The following is a 21,462-nucleotide window of genomic DNA, read 5'->3' as shown; positions in this document are numbered from 1 at the left end:
GTGAGCCCGGCCGCGCCGTCGTCACCCGCGTTCGGGCCGCAACTTCCGGGCCATCTCCCCGCGGTTCCGCACCGCCAGCTTTCGGTAGATGTTCGTCAGGTGCACTTCCACCGTCTTGGGGGCGATGAAGAGAGCCGCGGCGATCTCGCGATTGATGCTTCCCCGGCCGGCGAGTTCGGCGACCCTCCGCTCGCTCGGGGTGAGCGCCGCGAGACCCGTGGGCGGTGCCGAGCCCGCGCGGGCCGCGATCCTCCCCAGCTCGTGCCGGATCCGGTCGGCGAGCGTCCTGGCGTGGCAGGTGAGGGCGATGTCCAGCGCCCGGGACATCGCCGTGGACGCCTCGGGAAGCGACGACCGCTCGCCGAGACAACACCCCAGGGCGGTCAGCGCCTTGGCGTATTCGAGGCACGCCGAGGACCCGCCGAGGGTGGCGACGGCGTCCTGCAGCAGCCCGAACCCTTCGTCTCCGGCGACCAGGGTGCCGGCGACGCGCTGGGCGCGGCCGAGGGAGCGGGGGCCGCCCCAGTGGGAGGCGAGAGCCACTTCCTCGAAGGCCAGGGCCCGTGCCTCAGGGGTGCGCCCCAAGGTGTGCAGCGCCTGGGCCAGAGGTGCTCGCCAGGACAGGAACGCGGGGTTCGTCCAGCCCCGGGTGGAGGCGCGGGCCCCACACGCGCGCAGGAGTTCGGATCCTCGCCGCCCCTCGCCCTCCGCGAGGAGGAGCTCGGCCCGGCTCACCATCAGCCAGTTCTCCTGTCCAGCGCGGTGCCGAGGCCCGGCGGTGTGGACCCGGTCGAGCGCCGACCGCGCCTCTTCCCACCGGCCCTGCTCCCGCAGGCACTCGGCCAGGAAGGCCGCCGCGAGGGGACGCAGGACCTCCGCGTGCGAGGCGTCGATCCGCTCCATGGCCGCCCGCAGGCACTCCTCCGCCTCGGCCAGCGCCCCTCGACGGAGCAGGGTGAGCGACCGGACCGTCTGCAGGACGGCCATGCCCGTATCGGACCCTTGGCGCCGTTCCCGGTCCATGCGCTCGTCCAGGAGCGTCTCGGCGCGCCTGTCGTCGGCGGCGGCGAGTACCCAGCACGCGTCCGCCACGGCTTCCGGGGTCGTGGACGCGTCCAGCAGCATTCCGGTGTCGAGCGCTTCGGACACGGCCGCCGCGCACGCCGACGCGGTGGCGTCCTGACTGATTCCGGTATGCCAGGCGTGGACGAGGAAGGTGTTCTTGGCCTGGTCTCCCGCTGTGCGGGGGCGGGCGGACACGTGGCGGCATCCGCCCGTCGGGCGGGGTGACCGGGGCGCCGGACGAGAGAAGTTGACCAGTGTCGAGTCCGAGGTCTCCGGGGTCAGCGCCTCGGCCGGCCGGCCCAGCGCGAAGAGGGAGCGCCCCAGCAGGGAGGAGAGGGCGGCTTCGCACCCGGCGCAGCCGGTTTCGTCGAGGGCCGCCCGCAGATACGTGACCGCGGTGCGGTGGTCCACCAGTTGCGCGATCTCGCCCGCGAGGGCGAGCGCCCGCACCCGGTCGTCCGGCGTGGCGAAGGGCTCCTGGAGCCTCCGGGTGGCGAACGCGAGGGCCGCGGCGGGTTTCCCCTCGTGCACGGCGTCCCGGGCCGCGTTCTCCAGCGCTCCTGCCGCCCACTGCGCGCCGAGAGGGAAGGAGCGGACCAGGTGGGACGCGACGCGGTCGTTCTCCGCGTGGCACCGGTGCAGGATCTCCGCGGCCGTGCCGTGCAACGTGGTGAGCCGGGCGGCCCCCGTCACGTCTCGGAGGGCGGGTACGGCGAGGGGGTGCGCGAAGCCGAGCGAGCCGTCGTCCCGCAGGATTCCGGCGGCACGCAGGGCGGAGAGCTGACGCGTCGCCACCTCGCCGGACTGGTGGGCCAGCGAAGCCGCCTCGTGCAGCGCGGCGCCTTCCCCCAGCGTCGCCATCGCCCGGGCCAGCTCCGCCGCGTCCTCGTGCATCGCTCCGAGCAGGCTGCGAAGGTGTCCGCCCAGGACGTCCACGGCGATCGCGGCGAGCGCGTCCGCGTCCGCGACGGAGGGGTCGATCTGCTGATGGAGCAGGGTCCTGGCCAGTTCGCGGACGAGGAGGGGGTTGCCGCCGGACAGGCGGTGGACGGAGTCCGCGAGTCCGCCGGGGAGAGGGGTGCCGGTGATCTCGTCGGCCAGCCCCAGGGAGGACGCCGCGCTCAGCGGCCGCGGCCGCAACAGCGTGACACCGTCGTCGGCGGCGAGTTGATCGACGAACGCTCCGGATGAACCTGATGAAGCGTCCGTCGGCGGCCGGGCCCCGGCGATCACCAGGAGGGGAAGAGACCGCATCCGGGGCAGCAGATAGGCGAGAAACCGCAGCGACGCCTCGTCCGCCCACTGCAGGTCGTCCACCGCGAGGAGCAGGGGGGACCGCTCGCACCTCTCCACGACCGCCTGGTGGAGCCTGTCGAGCGCGGGGAAGGACGCGTCGTGACGCTCGCCGGTGGGAACCACGCGGCCGACGATCTGCCCGGCGAGGCCGAAGCCGTTCTCCTGCTCCCACCGCGAAGCGCGGCCGGACAGGACGCGCAGGCCTCGCGCCCGGCCCCTCTCCCGGCCCTCGCCCAGGAGACGCGACTTCCCGATGCCCGCGGGCCCGTGCAGGAGGAGGAACCGTCCCTCACCCGAGGCGGCGGACCGCACGGCCGCTTCGAGAACCGCGATCTCCTGGTCACGGTCCCGGATACGTGGCTCCACGCCGAACCCCCGGTCATCCGGGTGCGCAGGCGGGCACCTCGACGTACAGATCGTCCAGTGCCCGCAGGGAGACACCGGTCGGCACGAGGCGGAGGGCCAGGTCGCGGGCGGCTGCCGCGACGGGGTTCCGCAGGCCGGCCACGACGCCGGCCCGCCGGGAGCGGAGCCGGATGTCGTTCGTCCGCGCGAGCCGATCGGCAGAGTACGCGACCAGCGCCTCCTCGACCCCGTCGGCGCCGGCCTCGTCGAGTCGGCGACCGACCGCCACCGCGTCCTCGATCGCCTGGCACCCGCCCTGGCCGAGGTTGGGCGTCATGGCGTGCGCCGCGTCGCCGATCCAGGCGAGGCGCCCGTGGTGGAGTCGCGGGAGCGGCTCCGCGAGGTCGTACAGGTCGTGCTGCAGCAGGCGTTCGCCGTCGACGCGCCGCAGGAGTTCGGGGATGGGGCTGTGCCACGCGTGGAACCTGTCCCACAGGAAGCCGAGGGGTTCGGCGGGCCGGGTGCCCTCCGGCAGGAAGGCCGTCGCGAAGACGTACACACGGCCGTCCGCGAGGGGAACGATGCCGAAGCGCTCGCCCCGGCCCCAGGTCTCCGAGGTGGTGAGGCCGGGCAGGCCCTCGCCGGAGACGACGGACCGCCAGGCGGTCTCTCCACTGTAGTGGAGACCGGCATGGTGCGGGAAGTACCGCTTGCGCAGGGAGCTGTGGATGCCGTCGGCGGCGATGACGACGTCGGCGACGACTTCTCCCGCGTCGGTCACGACGCAGGGGAGGCCGGACGCCGTCGCACGCACCTCGGTGACCGCCGTGCCGTACAGCAGCGCTCCCGGGGGGAGTTCGTCGGCGAGTCCGGCCACCAGCGCGGCACGGTGCACGGCCAGCGGAGGTGATCCGTAGCGGGCGGTCAGCGCGTCCGTGTCCGCCCGGCGCAACCAGGAGCCGTTGGGTTTGCGCATGCCCATGGCCGCCGGCACCGCACTGCCGGCCGCGGCCGCGGGGTCGAAGCCGATGGCGCGCAGCGCGCGGAGGGCGTTCGGAGCGAGGACGATGCCCGCGCCGGTCGCCGGCTGTGCGGGCGCGCGCTCCAGGACCAGGACGTCCCAGCCCTTCCTGTGGAGGGCCAGCGCCGTGGTCAGTCCGCCGATGCCGGCGCCCACCACGATCGCTCGTCGACGATTCATTGCCTTTCCCCTCTCGGCTCTACAGGTGTAGAGTCGGTTTCACCGTAACACTACAGATGTAGAGTCGCCACGTGGACACCAGAGACCGCAGAACCCTGATCGCGGACGCCGCGATCACCACGGTCGCGCGGGCGGGCCTGCGCGGACTGACCCATCGCGCCGTCGACGCGGCCGCCGACCTGCCGGCCGGCAGCACGTCGTACTACTTCCGCAACCGGACCGCGTTGATCACCGCCTGCTACGAGCGCCTGCTCCAGCTCGATCTCCAGGACGTGGGCGACGCGGAGTGGACGCCGGCGGATCGAGGCCAGGCGGCGGAGGCGCTGGCGGTCATGCTCCACCGGTGGCTGACCACCGGCCGTGAACGGCAACTGGCCCGCATCGAACTCACCATCGAGGCGGCGAGGCAGCCCTCGCTGCAGGGCAGCCTCGCCGACGCCGGCCGCAGGGGGCGCGCACGGGCGGCCGTGATCCTGGCCGAACTGGGCGCGCGCGACCCGGAGTCGGCCGCCACGCTCCTCGTCGCGTGGACGGAAGGCATCCTGCACGACTACCTCGTGGGCGCGATGGCGTCGGTGCGGCCGGCGCCCGATGCGAGGGCCCTGGTCTCCGTCGCCCGCCGGATGCTGGACGCCGCCCTCGCCCCGGAACCCGCCCCCTAGGGGGGCCTGTTCCGGGGCGCAAGACCGAGACATGTTGCGTGAATCCGCTCGGAGGTGCGGTGTTCTCCCAGTACCGACAGATCTTCGGCGAGCCGGGTACCCGAGGATTCTCCGCCGCCGGCTTCCTGGCCCGTCTGCCCATGTCCATGATCGGCATCGGCATCGTCGTCATGCTGTCCGAGACGCGGGACTCCTACGGCGTGGCCGGCGCGGTCGCCGCCACGTACGCGTGTGCCACGGCGCTCCTCGGCCCCCTGGTGGCCCGCGCCATCGACCGGAAAGGGCAGCGGGCGGTCGCCTTGCCGGCTCTGCTCCTCTCGACCGCGGCCCTCGTCCTCCTCCTGGTCCTCTCGGATTCCGCGTTCCCCGCCTGGCCGCTCTTCGTCTGCGCGTTCACGGCGGGGCTCATGCCGAGCATCGGCTCCCTGGTGCGGGCGCGATGGGCCGACGTCCTCACCGACGGGGAGGCCCTGCAGACCGCGTACTCCTTCGAGTCGGTAGCCGATGAGGTCGTCTACATCGTCGGGCCGCTGCTGGCCGTGACGCTGGCGTCCTCCTTCTTTCCCGGCGCGGGAGTCCTCGCCGCGGGCGTGCTGGCGCTCCTCGGCACGCTGGCCTTCCTCGCCCAGCGGAGCACCGAGCCCGCCGTCAGGAAGAGACGCGGGAACACGCGCTCGGCCCTGCGGATCCCCGCGCTGACGGTGCTCGTGGCGGTCCTCGTCGCGGTCGGGGCGATCTTCGGATCCTTCGAGGTCGCCGTCGTGGGATTCGCGGAAGCCCAGGGGAGCCGAGGCGCGGCCAGCTACGTCCTGGCGGTCAACGCGGCCGGTGGATGCCTCGCGGGCCTGCTCTTCGGGGCCGTCGCGTGGGACCGTCCCCTCGATCGGAGATTCCTCGTCTGCGTGTGCGCCATGCCGGTGCTGCTGGTGCCTCTTCCGCTCTCCTCGTCGCTCGGCGTGCTGACGGCGGCGATGTTCGTCGCCGGTCTCGCCACCGCACCCGTGCTCATCACCAGCATGACCCTGGTGGAGCACCTCGTGCCGGACGCGTCCCTGACCGAAGGGCTGACGTGGGCCACCTCGGGCATCAACATGGGCCTGGCCTTCGGGGTCGCCGCAGGAGGCTGGACGGTCGACCAGTCCGGAGCGCGTGCCGCCCTCCTCGTCCCGCCGGCCTCCGCGGTCCTCGCGGGGGTCATCGCCGTCATCGGCAGGAAACGGCTGAGGACCCCGGCCGCGCCCACGGCCTAGGGGGGTCGGCCGGGGATCTAGGGGGTGTCCCTGATGTCTCCGGTACCGCCGTGGCATGTAATGGAGACAGCAAGATTCCAGACAGTTCATCCGCGTGGGCACACGCTCGGCAACGATGCTCCGCGGCGTGAGGGAACCGACTCCGGCCCGGGAGAACGTTGTGAACGCTTCGCGCGATGGCCAGGCGCTCTGGGCAGAGGGCGACTTCCTCCAGCAGCCGTCGCTTCTCTCGCACCCCCCGTTGGTGGGCCGGGAGCAGGTCATCCAGTCCGTCGGGTCGACCCTTCGCGGCTCGACATGGGGCGGCGCGGTCCTGGCGGGCAGGGCGGGCGTGGGCAAGACCCGTCTGCTGCGGCACCTGGTCGAGGGCGCCCGGGAGCGGGGTCTGCTCGTTCTCCACGTACAAGCGGATTCCGCCAACGGCCGCCTGCCGCTCGCGGGACTCGTGTCCGCCATGAGCGACCTCGGCATGAAGGCCCCGGCCTCGGTCGCCGAAGCGGTCACGGCACTGGCCGACGCACAGCGGCTCGGTCCCGTGCTGATCTGCGTCGACGACGCACATCACCTGGACGATCATTCGGCGGCGGTGATTCTGCAGTCGGCTCGTCGCGGAGCGGCGAAACTCGTGATCGTGTCGTGCGAGTCGAGGCCGTGCAGCGAGGCGGTCACGGCCCTGTGGAAGGAAGGATGGCTCGCCCGGATCGCGGTGGATCCGTTGGGGAGCGACGAGGCGGCGCAGGTCGTGGAGGCCATGCTGGGAAAGCCGATGGCTCCGGTGACCTCCGCCCGCTTCTCGATGCTCGCCGACGGCAACCTGGTGGCCCTGCGCGAGCTCCTGGCATCCGCGCTCGAAGAAGGAGCTCTCGCCGAGCGTTCCGGCGTGTGGGTGGAGAGCGACGACGGCTTCCACTCGACGCGCCTGGCCGCCCTGATGCAACCGGCCCTGCAGCACCTGACCGACGCGGAGCGGTGGGCCCTCGACGTGCTCTGCGTGGCGCGCACGTTCCCTCTCGAGGTCGCGACCGAGGTGGCCCAAGCATCCGTGTGGGAACGCCTCGAATCCCGGGGGCTGATCGCTGCGGACGACGGGCCGGACGTCCGGCTGAGCGTCTCCGACCGCATCCTGTCCGCAGCCGTGCTGCAGGAGCTTCCCGTCCTGCGTCGGCGCAGGATCCTGAGGCTGCTCACCGGTCTGCTCGACGGTCACCCGGTGACGCGCGAAGCGTCCGCCCCGCACATCGTGGAATGGCGCCTGGAGCTGGGGGAACGCGTGCCCGAGGCCGCCGTCGTCGACGTGTGCAGGAAAGCCTGGTGGAACAACGACTGGCAGGCCGCGTACCGCTTGGCCGACAGCGCCTGGAAGCAGCACCGGACTCCGGAGATCGGGCTGATGCTGGCGAGGATCCTGACCCACTGCGGGCACCGGGAGCGAGCCGAGTCCCTCTTCGCCACCGTGGCCGAGATCGGGACCGCCGCCCATCGAGCCGAGGCGCTGAAGGCCCTCGAGCGCATCCACCTCGTCCGCGGCACGGCGCGCGGAGAGAAGCACGACGGGCCGCGGGCCACCGGTCCGGAACCCTCCGGAAGCGCGCGGGACATCGACGACGCCATCGCCGGCATGCTGGCCGGCAGGCCCGGCGAGTCCCTGCACAGCGTCCAGGAGATGGTCGGCAGCGACGATCCGACCTGCGTGGCCATGGCCGGATCGGCCGCGCTGGTCGCCCTGTTGAGCATGGGACGCCCCCTGGACTGCGTGGACCTCGAACCGCGGCTCGTGCGGGCCGCCGAGGCGATGCACACCGTGGACGTACAGGACTACGACGCGCTCAACCTGCGCGTGCTGACCTCCTACGCCCGTGCCCTCGCCGGCGAAGCGGTCCAGGGCGAGCAGGAACTGCGCGCTCTGATACGCGAGGCCGCCGACCGGAGGAACGGGGTGATGGCGAACCGCGCCGGGCTCTTCCTGGCGCGCCTCCTGTTCGACCGCGGACAGGTGCGAGACGCCTATCGGCTGTTCGTCACCGCCTGCGAGGACGACCTCTCCATCGTCCGCCAGGTCGCCGCGGCCGGTGCCCTCTGCTCCGCCCTGCACGACGGCGACGACGAGCTGATCCGGACGGCGGAGGAACGGCTGGAGACGGTCGCGGGCGATGAAGTCCCCCGCGTCGAAGTCCAGGTCGCGCGCGCCCTGTTCGAGATGCACAAGGGGCGTGTCGACACGGCGGTCCGGATCCTGGACACGGCCGGAGAGACGGCCCTCGCGTCCTGTGCGTACGGAGAGTTGGCGGACGTCCTCCACGCGCTGGCGAGAATCGACCGCGCGGAGCACGCAGCCCGCTTCACGGGGGCGTGGACCGCCGAGGTGCAAGGCGTACTCGACAGGATCCGTATCGACTTCGCCGAGGCCGCCGCTCTCCGGGACCCCGACGCGCTGTCCGCGTGTGCGCACGCCTTCGAGAAGAATTTCGCCGCCCTGTACGCGTCCGAAGCCTGGGCAAGTGCCTCCCGGGCCTACCGCCGGCGTGGTGAGCCCCGGCTCGCGGCGGCGGCGCACCGGCGTTGCGCCGAGTCGGGCAGAGGATACGACGGCATGCCGACCCACCTCCTGCACATGATGGACGAGCTCATCCCGCTGAGCCGGAGAGAAAGGGAAATCGCGCTGCAAGCCTCGGCCGGATTCTCCAACAAAGAGATCGCGGAACAGCTCGTCCTTTCCGTGCGCACGGTCGACAACCACCTTTACCGCGTGTATCGAAAGCTCGGCGTGACCAACCGGCGTGCGCTGCGGCGCATGATCGACGAACAGGGTTCATAGGGCGAAGGCGAGGGGGGCGTTCCCCCGCGTACCGGCGGGCGTACCCCGCGTCGCATTCCGCAGCAGGAACCGCACTCGGCGCCGGCGTGAGTATCCGGTACTCATGCCCCCGCTGATCCATGACGTTACGTTTCGACGTCAGGACCGTTCCACCGCCGCACCCACTCGCACCCCGACGGGACGAGGAGAAGCGGCAAAGCTGAAAGACCCCTTATGGAATCCATCGGCGCCCTGCGGAATGCCGCGCGTAGGACCTGTCACGCTCTTGCGGTCACGAGAACACCGACCCCAGGAGGGCGGGGCATCGCATGGATGATCGCCTTGGCGTGCTTCTCGCTCTACGCGACCCTCTCCTTGCGGCTGCACGCGCGCATGCTCACCACCGGCTACGATCTCGGGATATTCGAGCAGGGGATCAGCGCCTATGCACAGGGCCGGCTCCCCACCTCCGAGCTCAAAGCCCACGCATTCCCGCTGCTCGGTGATCACTTCTCCCCGATTCTCGCCACTCTGGCCCCCTTCTACCGGTTGTGGCCCACGCCGGAGACCCTTCTCCTCGCTCAAGCGGCTCTGCTCGCCGTGGCCGCCGTTCCCCTCGCGCTGTGGGGATGGGAGGTGGCGGCGAGGCGGGGCGCGCTCGTCACCGGGCTGGGCTACGGAGCCTCCTGGGGCATAGCGCAAGCAGTCGGATTCGACTTCCACGAGATCTGCTTCGCCGTCCCGCTGATGTCATGCGCGGTGACGGCGCTGGGCAACGAACGGTGGCACGCGGCCGCCCTGTGGGCGAGTCCCCTGGTTCTGGTGAAGGAGGACCTCGGCCTGACCGTGGGAGCCGTCGGGGCCTACATCGCGTGGCGCGGCTCGCGTCGCCTGGGGATCACGGTGGCACTCTGCGGACTGGCCGGCTCACTGGTCGCGATGTTCCTCGTCATCCCCGCCTTCAACCCGGGCGGCGTCTTCACCTACTACGCGAGCGTCTCGGACGGAGAGGACGGCGATCGGCTCGAACTGCTCTTCCGCTACACGCTGGGGCTGGTCACGCCGGCGATCAAGATGGCGACGCTGGCCCTGCTCCTGGCGCCGACCGCGTTCCTCGCCCTCCGTTCTCCCCTCGTGCTGCTGGCGGTCCCCACCCTGGCCTGGCGCTTCGCGTCGTCGAACGCCTTCCACTGGGGACCGCAGTTTCACTACAGCGCCGTTCTCATGCCCGTCATGTTCGGGGCGTTCGTCCACGGGCTGGAGAAGTACCGTGCCGCAGGCCTGCCGAAGCCGGTCGCCAGGGGCCTCCTGATCAGCTCGCTGGTGACACTCTGCACCGTCCCGTTCTTTCCGTTCTCGAAGCTCGCCACGGGCGATCTGTGGGGATCGAGCGCGCGGGTCGACACCGCGCACAGGATTCTCGCCGAGATCCCGGACGGTTCCACGGTGGTCGCCTCCAACCGGCTGGTCCCGCAGCTCACCAAACGCTGTGTCGTCATGGTCATCGGATGGCCGCGCAATCGACCCGACCCCGACTGGGTGGTGGTGGACACGGCCACGCCGCAGGGATGGCCGACGAGCGGCGAGAACGAGGCCGCCGAGATCCAGAAATACCGCGCGAGACGGTACGAGAAGGTCGCCGAGGAGGACGGCTACGTCCTGCTGCGCAAACCGGAATCGGTGGACGGGGAGATCGCCGGATAGTCGTCCGCGGTGCGCGGCCCGGCCTTGCTGAGCGGCCCTTGTTGAGCAGCGATTGCTCACAGGGCGGCAGCCGACGGGTGCTCAAATTGATGAGGCGTCAGGGCGGTTCGCGAACCCCCTGGGCCCCCATCCGCGCGCAACGCAGAGATAACGAAGGAAGAGCCCTATGCGAAGAACGACGAAGGCACGAGCGGGGGGAATGCTGGCCATGCTGACGGCGGCCCTCCTTCTCACGCCGCAGCAGCAGGCGCAGGCCTGGGTGGACTCACCGCTGTCCTACGAGTACAGCTACTCGTTGGGGACCAGTTTCTTCTACTCGCCCGAGTCCGTCATGGCCGGAGCCGCGTCCAAGTTCGTCGACACGTTTCCCTTCGAGGTCGACTGCGGCCAGTTCGCGCAGCTCCCTCCGAAGCACGAACCGCCGTACAAGTGCAATCTGCCGACCGGGCCGTTCCTCAACCCCCTGGCCGTCACCGACCGCACGGCGACCACCTTCCAGTTCACCTCGCTCCCGGGACATGCCGAGGGCCCGGATCGCAAGATCCGGTTCAGTTTCTCGAAGACGTCGGACCAGGACATCCGGCTCAATGTCGAGGGCTGGGGGCCCTTCACCGCCGAGGCGGCGGGATCCATCCAGTCCGGTGCCGTCAAGCAGATGTGGCAGAGCTACGCCAACAATCTGAAGGCCTACATCGAGGCCGGCATCCTGAACGGCGTCGAGGAGAAGTCGGAGCGAGAAGCGATCACCCGGCGCGCCCTCTCCTGCGGCGACGGCGGAATCACCGAGGCCAACGACTGCTTCGAACCCGACTCCCTGAAAATGCTCGCCGGCTTCGGGGGGAGCCCCGGCGCGGTGGGCACGGCCGAGCACGACACCGCGGCCGGCTGCCGCGACGCGGACTTCGTCGCCGCCGACCCGTTCTACCCGAACACGCGCGCCGCCGCGAGTGCCGGACTCCTCTCGTGCATCGGCGACCTGAAGAAGAAGTTCAACGACGCCATCACCGCCGGGGGTGTCTTCGTCGACAACCGCTACAAGGTCGACGCGACGACCGGCCCGTGCTTCTCCTGGACCACGCAGACCAGGAAGTGCCAGCTCATCAAGGGATTCGGCCAGGAGCTCGCAGGGATACACGACTTCTATCTCCGCAGCAACTACACGGACAAGGCGGAGCCCGAGTTCAGTGTGACGAACCCTCCCGGCCTGGGCCTGCACGCGCCGTCCGGCCTGTTCAACATGCTGGGAACCGCTCCCACCGCGGCCGAGATACCGAACGACCTCACCATGGGGTGCGTTCCCGCCTCCGCCAACAACTACTGCGCCGCCGCGACCCCCATGGGCCTCAAGGGGCGGACCCAGCACGAATACCTGGAGAAGGACCGGGGTGAGATAGCCCCGCCTCCCAGCACCTTCATCGGCCACCCCGTCAGCGTGCGCGGCCAGACCACCGTCGACGGCAGGTCCAACTTCGTACGCGCGGTCGAAGCGTCGATCGCCGAGACGAAGGGCAGTGGAAGGACTTCCGCGAGCAGCTCCGCACCAAGTACGGCGCTCGACGGGGCAACGAGATCGCGTGCGCGATGACCCACGACGACGCGATGCGTTGCCAGCCCGGACCCATGGGTGCCGGTATCGCTCTGGAGGACCCCGCCACCGGCAACTTCACCGATGTGGGCCGGTTCACGCACGGCTACCCGGACAGCCCCTTCGGCCCCTCCCTGGAGAACAGCTTCCAGAAGCTCATGGGTGAGGCCAAGAGGCTCGCCGAGCAGCGGTCCGGCGACCCCCAGGGGGACTTCCAGGTATCCGTCTACGGATTCGCCGACCAGAAGGACGCCGCGTACATCGACGCCTTCATCACCCACAACGACTGGTTCATGACGAGCGCCTGGACCTCGGCGCACAACACCAACCCTCTCTACGGACCCGTGTACTCCAACGGATTCCCCGGCTACGAATGCCACGAGGGCGGCCCGCAGGCCCAGAACATCTCCACGCCGGCCGTGGGTCAGCACGTGTTCCAGGTTGCGTACACCTGCTCCTACGCGCTCTGAACGACGGAGCTTCCGGCCTTCGGTGACCGACACCCGGCCTGTGGTCCTCGGTCCCCTCCCTCCCGTCGCGGTCATCCCGCCGGGAGGGAGGGGACCGCGCCACCCGCCACCCCTCTGCGAAGGAGACGCGATGTCCCTGCGAAAAGAACCCCGCCGGCGGCACCTGCTGGCCCTCATGGCGGCTTCCGCCTCCGGACTCCTGATACCCGAGGCCACCGCCGCACCACGCGGGCCGGCTCCCGGCGGCGCCGGGGCCGACGGCCTCGTCGACGCGCTGGAGCGAGCGGCGCACCCTCTGCGCTCCACGGACCCCGGGGTGGGGACCGCCGATCTGCACGCCCTGGGCGCCATGATCGGCGACGCGGAGGTCGTCGGACTCGGCGAGGCCACGCACGGCTCCCACGAGTTCTTCGCGATGAAGGAACGCGTCTTCCGGTACCTGGTCGAGGAGCGGGGCTTCACGACCTTCGCCCTCGAGATGAGCTGGCCGGCGGGCCTGCTCATCGACGAGTACGTGCAAGGCGGCCCGGGCGGGGCCCGGGAGATCGTGCTCGATGCCCTCGCGGGGACCCCGTGGGCGCGTCAGGAGTTCGTCAGCCTCATCGCCTGGATGCGCGGTCACAACCAGCGCCACCCGGACCGCACGGTGCACTTCATGGGCGACGACCTGGGAGGGCCGAAGCTCGGCGACCGGATCTTCGAACGCGTCGTCTCCTCCGTACGGACAGCGGCGCCGCGGATCCTGACGAGGCTGGTCGACCTGTACGCGGGGCTGCGCCCGTTCGACGACTTCTACGGCTATCTGCACAAGCCCGTCGAGGAACGCAGGCGGAACGCGGCGCTCGCGCAGGAAGCACTGGACCTCGTGGCCGGGCGGCGGCACAGCCCGGACGACCCGTACGCGTGGACCGTGCAGCACGCCAGGAACATCGCCCAGACCTTCGCCTTCGCCACGATCGACCTCGACGATCCCGCCACCGTTCCCCCCGCCCAACGGCTGCGCGATCAGGCCATGGCGGACAACGTGCTGTGGTGGAAGGAGCGCACCAAGGGCAGGATCCTGCTGTCCGCGCACAACGCCCATGTGGGATACCGGGCCACCGATCCCGTCACGTACGCGCGCACGCAGGGCGTGGCCTTGCGTGAGCGTCTGGGGAGGCGCTACGCCGCGATCGGGTTCACCTTCGCCGGCGGCACCTTCCTGGTCAAGGACGCGTCCGGCGGCGCCGCGTGGACGCCCGTCAGCGTGCCCCCGGCCACGCCGGGCATGAACGAGCACACCCTGGACCGGGTGCGGTACCGGGATTTCTACGTCGACCTCCGGACCGTACGAGCCCCGGCGCGCGCCTGGTTGGCCGGCGCACGTCCGGTGTACGACGCCGGGCAGGTGTTCACCCCGGATCCGCTGCCGGAGCTCGCCCTCGGCACGGCGTACGACGTCCTCGTCCACCTGCACCGGGTCCGGGCGGCCACGCCCCTGGCGAGGAATTGAGTACTCAACCCTCACGTTTTCGCCGGTACGCGTGACTAACGTCGGTCTCCATTCAGGACATCCGACCACTCAGGGGAAATGATGAGAATGCGTGCGATGGGCATCGCGATTGCCGCGCTGCTCTCCGGAACCATTGCGGCCGCTCCGGGCGCAAGCGCCACGGAAAGCCCGGCCGCGACGGCTTTCCAGCCGTTCAAGGTCGTCACCTCCAACACCATGCTGCTTCCCTCCTTCGTCTCGGACGGCCTTGCTCAGGACGTACGCGGGGAGCTCATAGGCAAGGCGCCGTATGTGAAGGGAAACGATGTCGTCGTCTTCCAGGAACTCTTCGACGACACGGCGAGCGACCTTCTCTTCCAGCATCTGGAGGGCTACCCCCATCGCACGCCGGTGATCGGCAGGTCGCGTGACGGGTGGAACGCGACCGCGGGGAACTACTCCTCGCTCCCGTACGAGGACGGGGGAGTGGCCATCGTGAGCAAGTGGCCCATGCTGCGCAAGATCCAGTACATCTTCGACGCGAGCTGTGGGGCCGACACCATGGCGGAAAAGGGGTTGGCCTACGCGAAGCTCGGCACGCCGGGCTCACCCGTGCACGTCATCGGGACCCATCTCCAGGCGGACGACGACGGCTGTGACACCGGCGAGGCGGCACAGGTCCGCAAGCGCCAGCTGGGCGAGATCACGGCCTTCGTCGACTCCCTGCGAATTCCCGCGAACGAGCGCGTCATCTACGCGGGCGACATGAACGTCGACCGGCATCGATCCGAATACCCGGCCCTGGTCCAGGGGCTCCACGCCGTTCCCCCGACCTACTCCGGCCACCCCTACACCAGCGATCCGCACACCAACGCGGTCGCCCGGCTGAGGTACCCGAACGCGCCCCGCGAGTGGCTCGACTACGTGTTCTACGACAACCGGCACGCGCACCCCGCGAGCTACGGAAATTCCGCCCTGCGCGTGACATCCCCGTTCTGGGAACTGGATGACATCTCGTACAACAGGTATTCCGACCACTACCCCGTGACCGCCTCGTCGTGATGCGAACCCGACCCCCCGCGCACCTCTGGAGCAGGAAATGACAATGAATCGCAGAGCGGTCCTCAAGGCGGCCGCCGCGACAGCCGCCGCGGCCCCTCTCGCCACGGCGATGGCGACCCCGGCAGCGGCCGTGTCGACCAATCCGCGCATCACGCAATGGGAACACGCCACGTCGACCTCCCATCAGGCGTGGTGGACACAGCAGTGCAACGGCATCTGCACGGACGGCCAGTACTGGTACGCCGTCTCGAACAGCTCGCGGGACCGCCGGGTCTACAAGCTCTCCATGGACTTCCGCACCGTGGTGGCCAGCAACGCGGCGCCGGCCGACTACCTGCACATCGGTGCGCCCACCTTCGACCCGGTGCGCAAGCTGCTCTACGTTCCCGTCGAACGGGACGGCGGAGAGCCGTGTTACGTCTGGACCATGACCTCCGCGCTGAATTCGCTGACCACGCTGAAGCTGTCCGGACGTACGGCGGGATCGCGGTCCCCTCAGAAGCACAAGGCCCCGTGGGTCGCCTACAACCCGATCGACCGACTGCTCTACAGCTCGGCCTACGGTCCCCCGGACACGACGGACCCGGCGCTGCAGGTCAACTGGCTCAACGCGTTCTCGCCCGTCGACGGGACCCTGAAGAAGCAGGTCCTGCTCCCCTCGAAGCTGCACAACGTCCAGGGCGGCGGAATCTCCGGGAACGGCAACATCTTCCTCGCGACCGACTACGCCTTCAACGGCGCCAAGAGGATCTATTCCTACGACCTCTCGAACGCCCGCGATCAGCAGGTCGCACCCTATTGGGGAAACATCGCCATCCCGGACTCCAGTGACGAGGACGGGCTGGAAGTGGAACACTGCACGCTCGCCTCGCTCGCGTGGGACGGCGGGCGCAGCACCTCCGTCACCGCCGTCGTCCTCAATACCGAGGTGGAGGACGACGTCTATCTCCGGCACTACTGGGTTCCCTATCCCGCGGCGCTCTGACCCGCCGGGAAAGCCGTCCGCCCGGCCGCCCCTCCCGGATCGAATCCGGGAGGGGCGGCCGGGCGGCTCTCCGTGGGCCCTGTCGTCTCAGGGAACGTGGTGCGTGGCCGGGTCGGTCTCACGAACGAGGCTGCACGGAGACGTGCACCCGCAGATTGCAGGACGCGGAACCATTCCAGTCCTGATGCAGGGTGTACGGGGTGTACCGCATCATGCCGTCCCGCAGGGTGAACTCCTTCGAAGCGAAGCAGATCTGATCATCGGAGCTGGGCCAGTCCTCGTCGATCAGCTTCGACTCGATCTTGATGACGTCTCCGGTGACCGCGGTGAGAAAGACACGGTCGCGGGTGCCGTTCCCGCCGCGGCTCATGCACTCGATGGAAGACGACGACGAGCAGAACTGGAACTTCTCGATGTCGTACCGCTGCCCTTGGTAGACGGGATAGGACTTGTCGAGAGCGTCGTGCATGGTGAGGAAGGGGTAGTCGTTCCCGGTCAGCGGATGAGTCATGTTCCGGACGCTCAGGGATCCGTTCATGTCGGCGGTGTTGCAGGCCGCCACCTCGTCCCAGCTTCCCTCGCTTCCGCCTCCGAGGCAGTCGCCGATACCCGGAAAGGTGATGTCCTCGAACGTCACGGTGACGTCATAGGTCAGGGGAATCTTGATCGGAGGGACCGCCGCGGCGGCCGGCGAGACCAAGCCGGTGCAGAAGGCGGCGAACGTGGCCAGTGAAGCGATCCCGACGCGCTTCCTCGTCGCATGTGACATTGCGTCCCCTTTGGTCGAATCTTCGCGGAAAGGTGAAGGAAGGCTATGGGGGGGAGCGCCGCGCGTCGTAGAGTGCCCGCTACTCAATTCCGGTGCGGAGTCTCCCGCTTTGTTGAGTAGGTGCTGCTCTCGAGGAAAGGGCGGCACCGACACTAATCTCCTCGCACGGCCCCGATGCCGGCCGAAGTCGAAAAATCTGACGACTGAATCGAGGAACTCATGGAATCCCTTACGCAGTTGAGGAGAGCGCTGAGCGTCGGCACCTCACTCGTCGCGCTCGCGGGTGCGTCGCTCACGATCGCTCCCGCCGCCTCCGCGTCCGGACCGCCGCCCATCGCCATCGACCCCCGGAACGTGGCGGTGACCTTCTCCGTCGAGTCCGTGGAAGTGAACGGCATCAGCGACGGGGACGGGCCCGACAACCCCGATGTGGAGATGTACGGGTATGCCTCCGCGACCCCGGAGAAAAGCGGACCGGTCGTCTGGCAGCTCGGCAAGTGTGCGGTCAGCTACCCCTCGCCCACCGGTCTCATCTGGTCCTCTTCCGGAGAGTCCGGCTGGTCCTCCGAGAGCTGCAGCCCCAAGAACGTGCGCAACTCGGACACGTACGACTTCGCGGAGGCCTGGCTCTGCAGGGCGGAGGACTACGGGCACCCGACACGCGACTTCGACTGCGCACACGGAGCCCCGCAGAATCAGTGGCTCGACAACGTCGACAGCTACGAAAAGGTGCAGTTCGCCTACGACTTCGAGGACTACGACGAACTCTCGGCAGACGACTCGGTCTGCGAGGCCAAAGCGTCCTTGACGGTGACGCCCAGGATGCTCAAGCCCGGCGAGAGCACCACCTTCCGCCTCTCCACCCCCAAGCAGGACGACGACGACGCGGCCTGTGTCGTCACCTTCACGATGACGTACGCCTCGGCCCAGCCCGCCGGATAGCCGCGCCGGCCGTACGCCTCAGCCGTCGGTCAGGATCACCGCCGACTCGGCCGGCAGCAGCAGCGCCCCGTCCCGTCCCGGCGCCTCGACCGCTTCCCAGGCCGTCACGATCCGGTCCCGGCCGTTCGAGCCCAACGGGATCTGCGCGGTCTCCTTCCCCAGGTTGACCGCGATCCGCAGCACCCCGCGCCGGAACGCCAGCCAACGCCCTCCCTCGTCATAGGCCACCCGGACCGCCGCGAGGTCCGGGTCGGTGAGGTCGGGGAGGGTGCGGCGCAGGGCGATCAGCTCCCGGTGCCAGGCCAGGAGCCGGTTGTGCGGGGCCCGTTCGCGCTCCGTGCGGTCCAGGACCGACCGGTCCCGGGTCGCGGGGTCCTGCGGGTCCGGGATGTCCTCCTCCGCCCAGCCGTGCTCCGCGAACTCCCGCCGCCTCCCCCGCCGTACCGCCTCCGCCAGCTCCGGATCGGTGTGGTCGGTGAAGTACTGCCAGGGCGTGCCCGCCCCCCACTCCTCGCCCATGAAGAGCATCGGCACCGAAGGGCCGGTGAGGACGAGCGTCGCCGCGCAGGCCAGCAGCCCGGGGGAGAGGGTCGCCGAGAGCCGGTCGCCGGTCGCCCGGTTCCCGATCTGGTCGTGGGTCTGGGCGTAACCGAGGAACCGCTGCGCGGGCGTACGGGCCCGGTCCACGGGCCGCCCGTGGCAGCGGCGGCGGAACGTGGAGAACGTACCGTCGTGGAAGAAGACGTGCGTCAGGGTCTTGGCGAGCGCGGCCAGCGGTGCGCGCGCGAAGTCGGCGTAGTACCCCTGGGACTCGCCGGTCAGCGCCGTGTGCAGGGCGTGGTGGAAGTCGTCGTTCCACTGGGCGTGGATCCCGAGCCCGCCCATGGTGCGCGGGGTGGTGGTCCGCGGATCGGCCAGGTCCGACTCGGCGATCAGGAAGTGCTGGCGGCCCTGCTCCTTCGCCAGCTCGTCCACGGCCTCCGAGAGCTCCTCCAGGAACGTTCGCGCCCGGGTGTCGGCGAGCGCGTGCACCGCGTCGAGGCGGAGGCCGTCGATCCGGTAGTCCCGCAGCCAGGCGAGGGCGCTGCCGATCAGATACGCGCGGACCTCGTCCGAGCCGGGCGCGTCCAGATTGACCGCGGCGCCCCACGGCGTGTGGTGGGTGTCCGTGAAATACGGACCGAAGGCGGGCAGATGGTTCCCGGACGGTCCCAGGTGGTTGTGGACCACGTCCAGGATCACGCCCATACCGAGCCCGTGGGCCGCGTCCACGAAGCGCTTGAGGGCCTCGGGCCCGCCGTACGGCTCGTGGACCGCCCACGGCGAGACACCGTCGTACCCCCAGCCCCACGTCCCCGGGAAAGGACAGAGCGGCATCAGCTCCACATGGGTGATGCCGAGCCCGGCCAGCTCCCCGAGCCGCGCCGCCGCCGCGTCCAGGGTGCCCTCGGGGGTGAAGGTCCCGACGTGCAGCTCGTACAGGATCGCGGAGCGCAGCCGCAGGCGCGGCGCGGCATGGCGCCAGGTGTACGCGTCGTGGTCCACGACCGCGCTGCGGCCGTCGGGTCCGTCCGGCTGGCGGCGGGAGCGGGGGTCGGGCAGGAGGGGGCCGTCGTCCAGGGCGTAGCCGTAGCGGTCGCCGTCGGCGGCCGGCGCGACGGCCGTCCACCAACCGTCGCGCTCGGCATCCCGTTCCATCGGGTGCTCGGCACCGTTCAGTTCCAGCGTCACCCGTTCACGGGCCTGCGGAGCCCACACCTCGAACAGCACTGGCCGATCCCCTCGTCGACGGACCTACGACTGACCGCGCGTACCGAGGTCCATCCTGGCAGTCAGGAGTCGGTACCGCCCGGCGCGTCCCACACGTAGTTGATCGCCCGCTCGAAGGTGACATAACCCGCCCGGGCGAACGCTTTCGCCATCGGTACGTTCGCGAGATCGGTCGCGGCGCGGATGCGCGGCACGTTCTCGCCGGCCAGGATCCGGGTGCCCTCGGCGAGGATGTCGTCGATGTGGCCGTGGCCGCGGTGGGCGGGGAGGACGCCGATGTAGGCGATGGTGTGGTGGTAGTTGTTCCGCGCCGGGATCACGAAGCCCACCGGCTCGCCGGTCTCCGGGAGCCGGGCGACCTGCCACCACTCCCGGGGCGAGGTGTAGTGCGCGAACTCCTCGGCGTAGTGCTTCTCCGCCGCCTCGCGCGGCGACAGGCCGGACGCCAGATCGGCCTGGCCGTGCGCGTCGAGCGTGCCCTCGAGCACCGGCGTCATCAGCGCGACGAGCTCCTCGCGGTCCCGCACCGGCCGGAACGCCAGACGGCCCTTCGGCTCCGGTACGGCGGTGCCCGGGCGCCACTCCAGGCGCAGCCGCTCGACCAGCGGGCGGGCACCGGCGCGCTCCAGGACGCCGAAGAGTGCCCCGAGCCGGTCGCGGGTCTCGGGGACCTCGCGCCAGTCGGGCGGCAGGAACCGGCCGTACTCGGGGCGGGGGGTCCCGGCCGGTACGACGGCGGCGGTCGCCGTCTCGACCAGGCGCAGCCCGATCTCGGCGCGCTCGTCGACGGGCACGGCGGGATCGAGGTCGAAGAAGTCGAGGGCGAGCGGCGCGCCGCCCCGCTCGTGGGTCCACCAGGCGATCCGGCCGAGCACCCGGTCGCCGCGCAGCGCCACCCACATCCACTCGGGGATCCGGCGACCGGTGGCGAGGTCGTCCTCGAGCTCGTGGTCGAGGACGTAGGCGAGACGCCGGAAGAGGGCGAGTTCGCCGGGGCCGGAGAGCGGGCGCAGGGTGAGGCCGTCGGCGGTGCCCGTCGGGCCGGCGGCCGTGGGTGACGCGGCGTCGGGCGTCGGCAGAGAAGACGTGGTCACGTCCGGGTTCCCCCTGGGAGTCGAGTGCGCAGACCGTAACAGCGATCTTGTGCGGGGCGGTACGGCTTTGTTGTCCGGAGCGCTTCTGGACACTCCGGGCTCTTCGGCCCGACAATCACACGTGTGACGACGCCTTTCGAGTTCCCCACGCACTCCGCGCGGCTCTCCGACGCCGAGCGGGACCGTGCGCTGGTGCTGCTCCGGGAGGGTGCCGCGCAGGGCCGGCTCTCGCACGACACCTTCCTCTTCCGGATGGAGCGCGCGCTCGCCGCGCGCCGTCCCGACGAACTCGCCCTGCTGACCGCCGATCTGCAGACGGAGTCGCGCTGGACGCGGCGCGTGGTGGGCGCGGTCGAGAAGATGTCCGCGTTCACGGCGAGGGTCGGGCGCGCGTGGCAGGCCGAGCGGCTGCCGAAGCTGCTCCTGCCGGCCCCGGGCCCCCACCCGCTCCGCATCGGCCGCGACCCGGTGAACGGCCTGCGCCTCAGCCACGAGACGGTCTCCCGCGCCCACGCCGAACTCTCCCTGCAGGATGGCCTCTGGGTCCTCCGCGACCTCGGCTCGACGAACGGCACGACCGTCAACGGGCGCCGGGTGACGGGTGCGGTGGTGGTCCGCGCGGGCGACGCGGTGGCCTTCGGCCAGATGTCCTTCCGTCTCTCCCTCCGCTGAACGACGGCCGCGCGGGCGGGGATTGCGGGGCAGGGTTCTCGGGCCTCCTCGTGACAGGTGCCGGCGGCCCTGTCCGCCGCCGGTGAGGCGGCCCGTCCGCGGTCGGTGACGGCAACCCGCCCGCGGCGGTCACGGGGCGCGGAGCCGCCCGCGTACGCCTCGACGTTTCTCGGCGATCCGAACGCGCGGCCCGCCCCCGCGCCCGCCCCCGCGCCCCTCCCCGGCACGCGCGCCTCGCGCCCCTGGCCGCGGCGCCCGGCCCGCGGGCCTGAGGCGCAGCCTCCCCCTCCGCACCCTCACCCGTTCGGCCGAGTACCGGACGCGG

General features: G+C 70.6%; 16 protein-coding genes. 11 read left to right on the top strand and 5 right to left on the bottom strand.

Features of this window, described 5'->3' with window-relative positions; genetic code table 11:
- Nucleotides 1-21 precede the first annotated feature (21 nt).
- Entirely contained in the window at nt 22-2,727 is a 2,706-nt protein-coding gene (locus ACZ6RC_RS14565; protein ID WP_469582496.1) for an ATP-binding protein, read from the bottom strand.
- Nucleotides 2,728-2,740: 13 nt separating this feature from the next.
- Nucleotides 2,741-3,907: an FAD-dependent oxidoreductase gene (locus ACZ6RC_RS14560; protein ID WP_469582494.1), complete on the bottom strand. Its 1,167-nt coding sequence runs from the start codon at nt 3,905-3,907 to the stop codon at nt 2,741-2,743.
- A gap of 71 nt (nt 3,908-3,978) precedes the next feature.
- On the opposite strand from ACZ6RC_RS14560, the gene ACZ6RC_RS14555 reads away from it, so the two are divergent.
- The 9 genes from ACZ6RC_RS14555 to ACZ6RC_RS14515 all read left to right on the top strand — a co-directional run bounded on the left by ACZ6RC_RS14555 (nt 3,979) and on the right by ACZ6RC_RS14515 (nt 15,890).
- The gene (locus ACZ6RC_RS14555; protein ID WP_469582491.1) at nt 3,979-4,569 is read left to right on the top strand and encodes a TetR/AcrR family transcriptional regulator; all 591 of its coding nucleotides are present in this window, start codon (nt 3,979-3,981) and stop codon (nt 4,567-4,569) included.
- Between the two features lie 38 nt (nt 4,570-4,607).
- Nucleotides 4,608-5,819, top strand: a complete 1,212-nt coding sequence (locus tag ACZ6RC_RS14550) for an MFS transporter (protein WP_469582489.1) — start codon at nt 4,608-4,610, stop codon at nt 5,817-5,819.
- A 160-nt stretch (nt 5,820-5,979) separates the two neighbouring features.
- Nucleotides 5,980-8,634: a LuxR C-terminal-related transcriptional regulator gene (locus ACZ6RC_RS14545; protein ID WP_469582487.1), complete on the top strand. Its 2,655-nt coding sequence runs from the start codon at nt 5,980-5,982 to the stop codon at nt 8,632-8,634.
- Between the two features lie 312 nt (nt 8,635-8,946).
- Nucleotides 8,947-10,317: a DUF2079 domain-containing protein gene (locus ACZ6RC_RS14540; protein WP_469582485.1), complete on the top strand. Its 1,371-nt coding sequence runs from the start codon at nt 8,947-8,949 to the stop codon at nt 10,315-10,317.
- A gap of 166 nt (nt 10,318-10,483) precedes the next feature.
- On the top strand, nt 10,484-11,902 hold the full coding sequence (locus ACZ6RC_RS14535) for a hypothetical protein (RefSeq protein WP_469582482.1): 1,419 nt from the start codon (nt 10,484-10,486) through the stop codon (nt 11,900-11,902).
- A 35-nt stretch (nt 11,903-11,937) separates the two neighbouring features.
- The gene (locus tag ACZ6RC_RS14530; protein ID WP_469582479.1) at nt 11,938-12,372 is read left to right on the top strand and encodes a hypothetical protein; all 435 of its coding nucleotides are present in this window, start codon (nt 11,938-11,940) and stop codon (nt 12,370-12,372) included.
- A gap of 130 nt (nt 12,373-12,502) precedes the next feature.
- Nucleotides 12,503-13,864 (top strand): erythromycin esterase family protein, encoded by a 1,362-nt coding sequence (locus ACZ6RC_RS14525; protein ID WP_469582477.1) that lies wholly within the window; start codon nt 12,503-12,505, stop codon nt 13,862-13,864.
- 96 nt (nt 13,865-13,960) lie between these two features.
- Nucleotides 13,961-14,905, top strand: coding sequence for a sphingomyelin phosphodiesterase (gene sph / locus ACZ6RC_RS14520; RefSeq protein ID WP_469582476.1), 945 nt, complete (start codon nt 13,961-13,963; stop codon nt 14,903-14,905).
- A 43-nt stretch (nt 14,906-14,948) separates the two neighbouring features.
- Nucleotides 14,949-15,890 carry a hypothetical protein gene (locus ACZ6RC_RS14515; RefSeq protein ID WP_391141829.1) on the top strand — a complete coding sequence of 314 codons (942 nt, stop codon included), beginning with the start codon at nt 14,949-14,951 and terminating at the stop codon, nt 15,888-15,890.
- A 118-nt stretch (nt 15,891-16,008) separates the two neighbouring features.
- On the opposite strand, the gene ACZ6RC_RS14510 is transcribed toward ACZ6RC_RS14515, so the two are convergent.
- Nucleotides 16,009-16,659, bottom strand: coding sequence for a hypothetical protein (locus tag ACZ6RC_RS14510; protein ID WP_391141832.1), 651 nt, complete (start codon nt 16,657-16,659; stop codon nt 16,009-16,011).
- Nucleotides 16,660-16,878: 219 nt separating this feature from the next.
- On the opposite strand from ACZ6RC_RS14510, the gene ACZ6RC_RS14505 reads away from it, so the two are divergent.
- Nucleotides 16,879-17,601, top strand: coding sequence for a hypothetical protein (locus ACZ6RC_RS14505; protein ID WP_469582469.1), 723 nt, complete (start codon nt 16,879-16,881; stop codon nt 17,599-17,601).
- An 18-nt stretch (nt 17,602-17,619) separates the two neighbouring features.
- Here the strand turns inward: ACZ6RC_RS14505 and treZ are convergent, their stop codons facing one another.
- Both treZ and ACZ6RC_RS14495 read right to left on the bottom strand, forming a co-directional pair.
- Nucleotides 17,620-19,371, bottom strand: a complete 1,752-nt coding sequence (treZ, locus tag ACZ6RC_RS14500; protein WP_469582466.1) for a malto-oligosyltrehalose trehalohydrolase — start codon at nt 19,369-19,371, stop codon at nt 17,620-17,622.
- Between the two features lie 62 nt (nt 19,372-19,433).
- Nucleotides 19,434-20,384: a GNAT family N-acetyltransferase gene (locus tag ACZ6RC_RS14495; RefSeq protein ID WP_469582875.1), complete on the bottom strand. Its 951-nt coding sequence runs from the start codon at nt 20,382-20,384 to the stop codon at nt 19,434-19,436.
- A gap of 204 nt (nt 20,385-20,588) precedes the next feature.
- Here ACZ6RC_RS14495 and ACZ6RC_RS14490 point away from each other — a divergent pair, with 204 nt between their 5' ends.
- Entirely contained in the window at nt 20,589-21,137 is a 549-nt protein-coding gene (locus ACZ6RC_RS14490) for an FHA domain-containing protein (RefSeq protein WP_391141841.1), read from the top strand.
- Nucleotides 21,138-21,462: the final 325 nt, after the last annotated feature.

The sequence above is a fragment of the Streptomyces sp. NPDC048353 genome, assembly GCF_055587165.1.
This window is presented reverse-complemented; position numbering and strand designations above follow the sequence as displayed.

Bases quoted from the DNA above. Each gene is read 5' to 3' on its own strand.
- ACZ6RC_RS14560 (WP_469582494.1), bottom strand. From the start codon at position 3,907: ATGAATCGTCGACGAGCGATCGTGGTGGGCGCCGGCATCGGCGGACTG.
- ACZ6RC_RS14540 (WP_469582485.1), top strand. From the start codon at position 8,947: ATGATCGCCTTGGCGTGCTTCTCGCTCTACGCGACCCTCTCCTTGCGG.
- ACZ6RC_RS14535 (WP_469582482.1), top strand. From the start codon at position 10,484: ATGCGAAGAACGACGAAGGCACGAGCGGGGGGAATGCTGGCCATGCTG.
- ACZ6RC_RS14530 (WP_469582479.1), top strand. From the start codon at position 11,938: ATGGGTGCCGGTATCGCTCTGGAGGACCCCGCCACCGGCAACTTCACC.
- ACZ6RC_RS14525 (WP_469582477.1), top strand. From the start codon at position 12,503: ATGTCCCTGCGAAAAGAACCCCGCCGGCGGCACCTGCTGGCCCTCATG.
- sph (WP_469582476.1), top strand. From the start codon at position 13,961: ATGGGCATCGCGATTGCCGCGCTGCTCTCCGGAACCATTGCGGCCGCT.
- ACZ6RC_RS14515 (WP_391141829.1), top strand. From the start codon at position 14,949: ATGAATCGCAGAGCGGTCCTCAAGGCGGCCGCCGCGACAGCCGCCGCG.
- ACZ6RC_RS14510 (WP_391141832.1), bottom strand. From the start codon at position 16,659: ATGTCACATGCGACGAGGAAGCGCGTCGGGATCGCTTCACTGGCCACG.
- ACZ6RC_RS14505 (WP_469582469.1), top strand. From the start codon at position 16,879: ATGGAATCCCTTACGCAGTTGAGGAGAGCGCTGAGCGTCGGCACCTCA.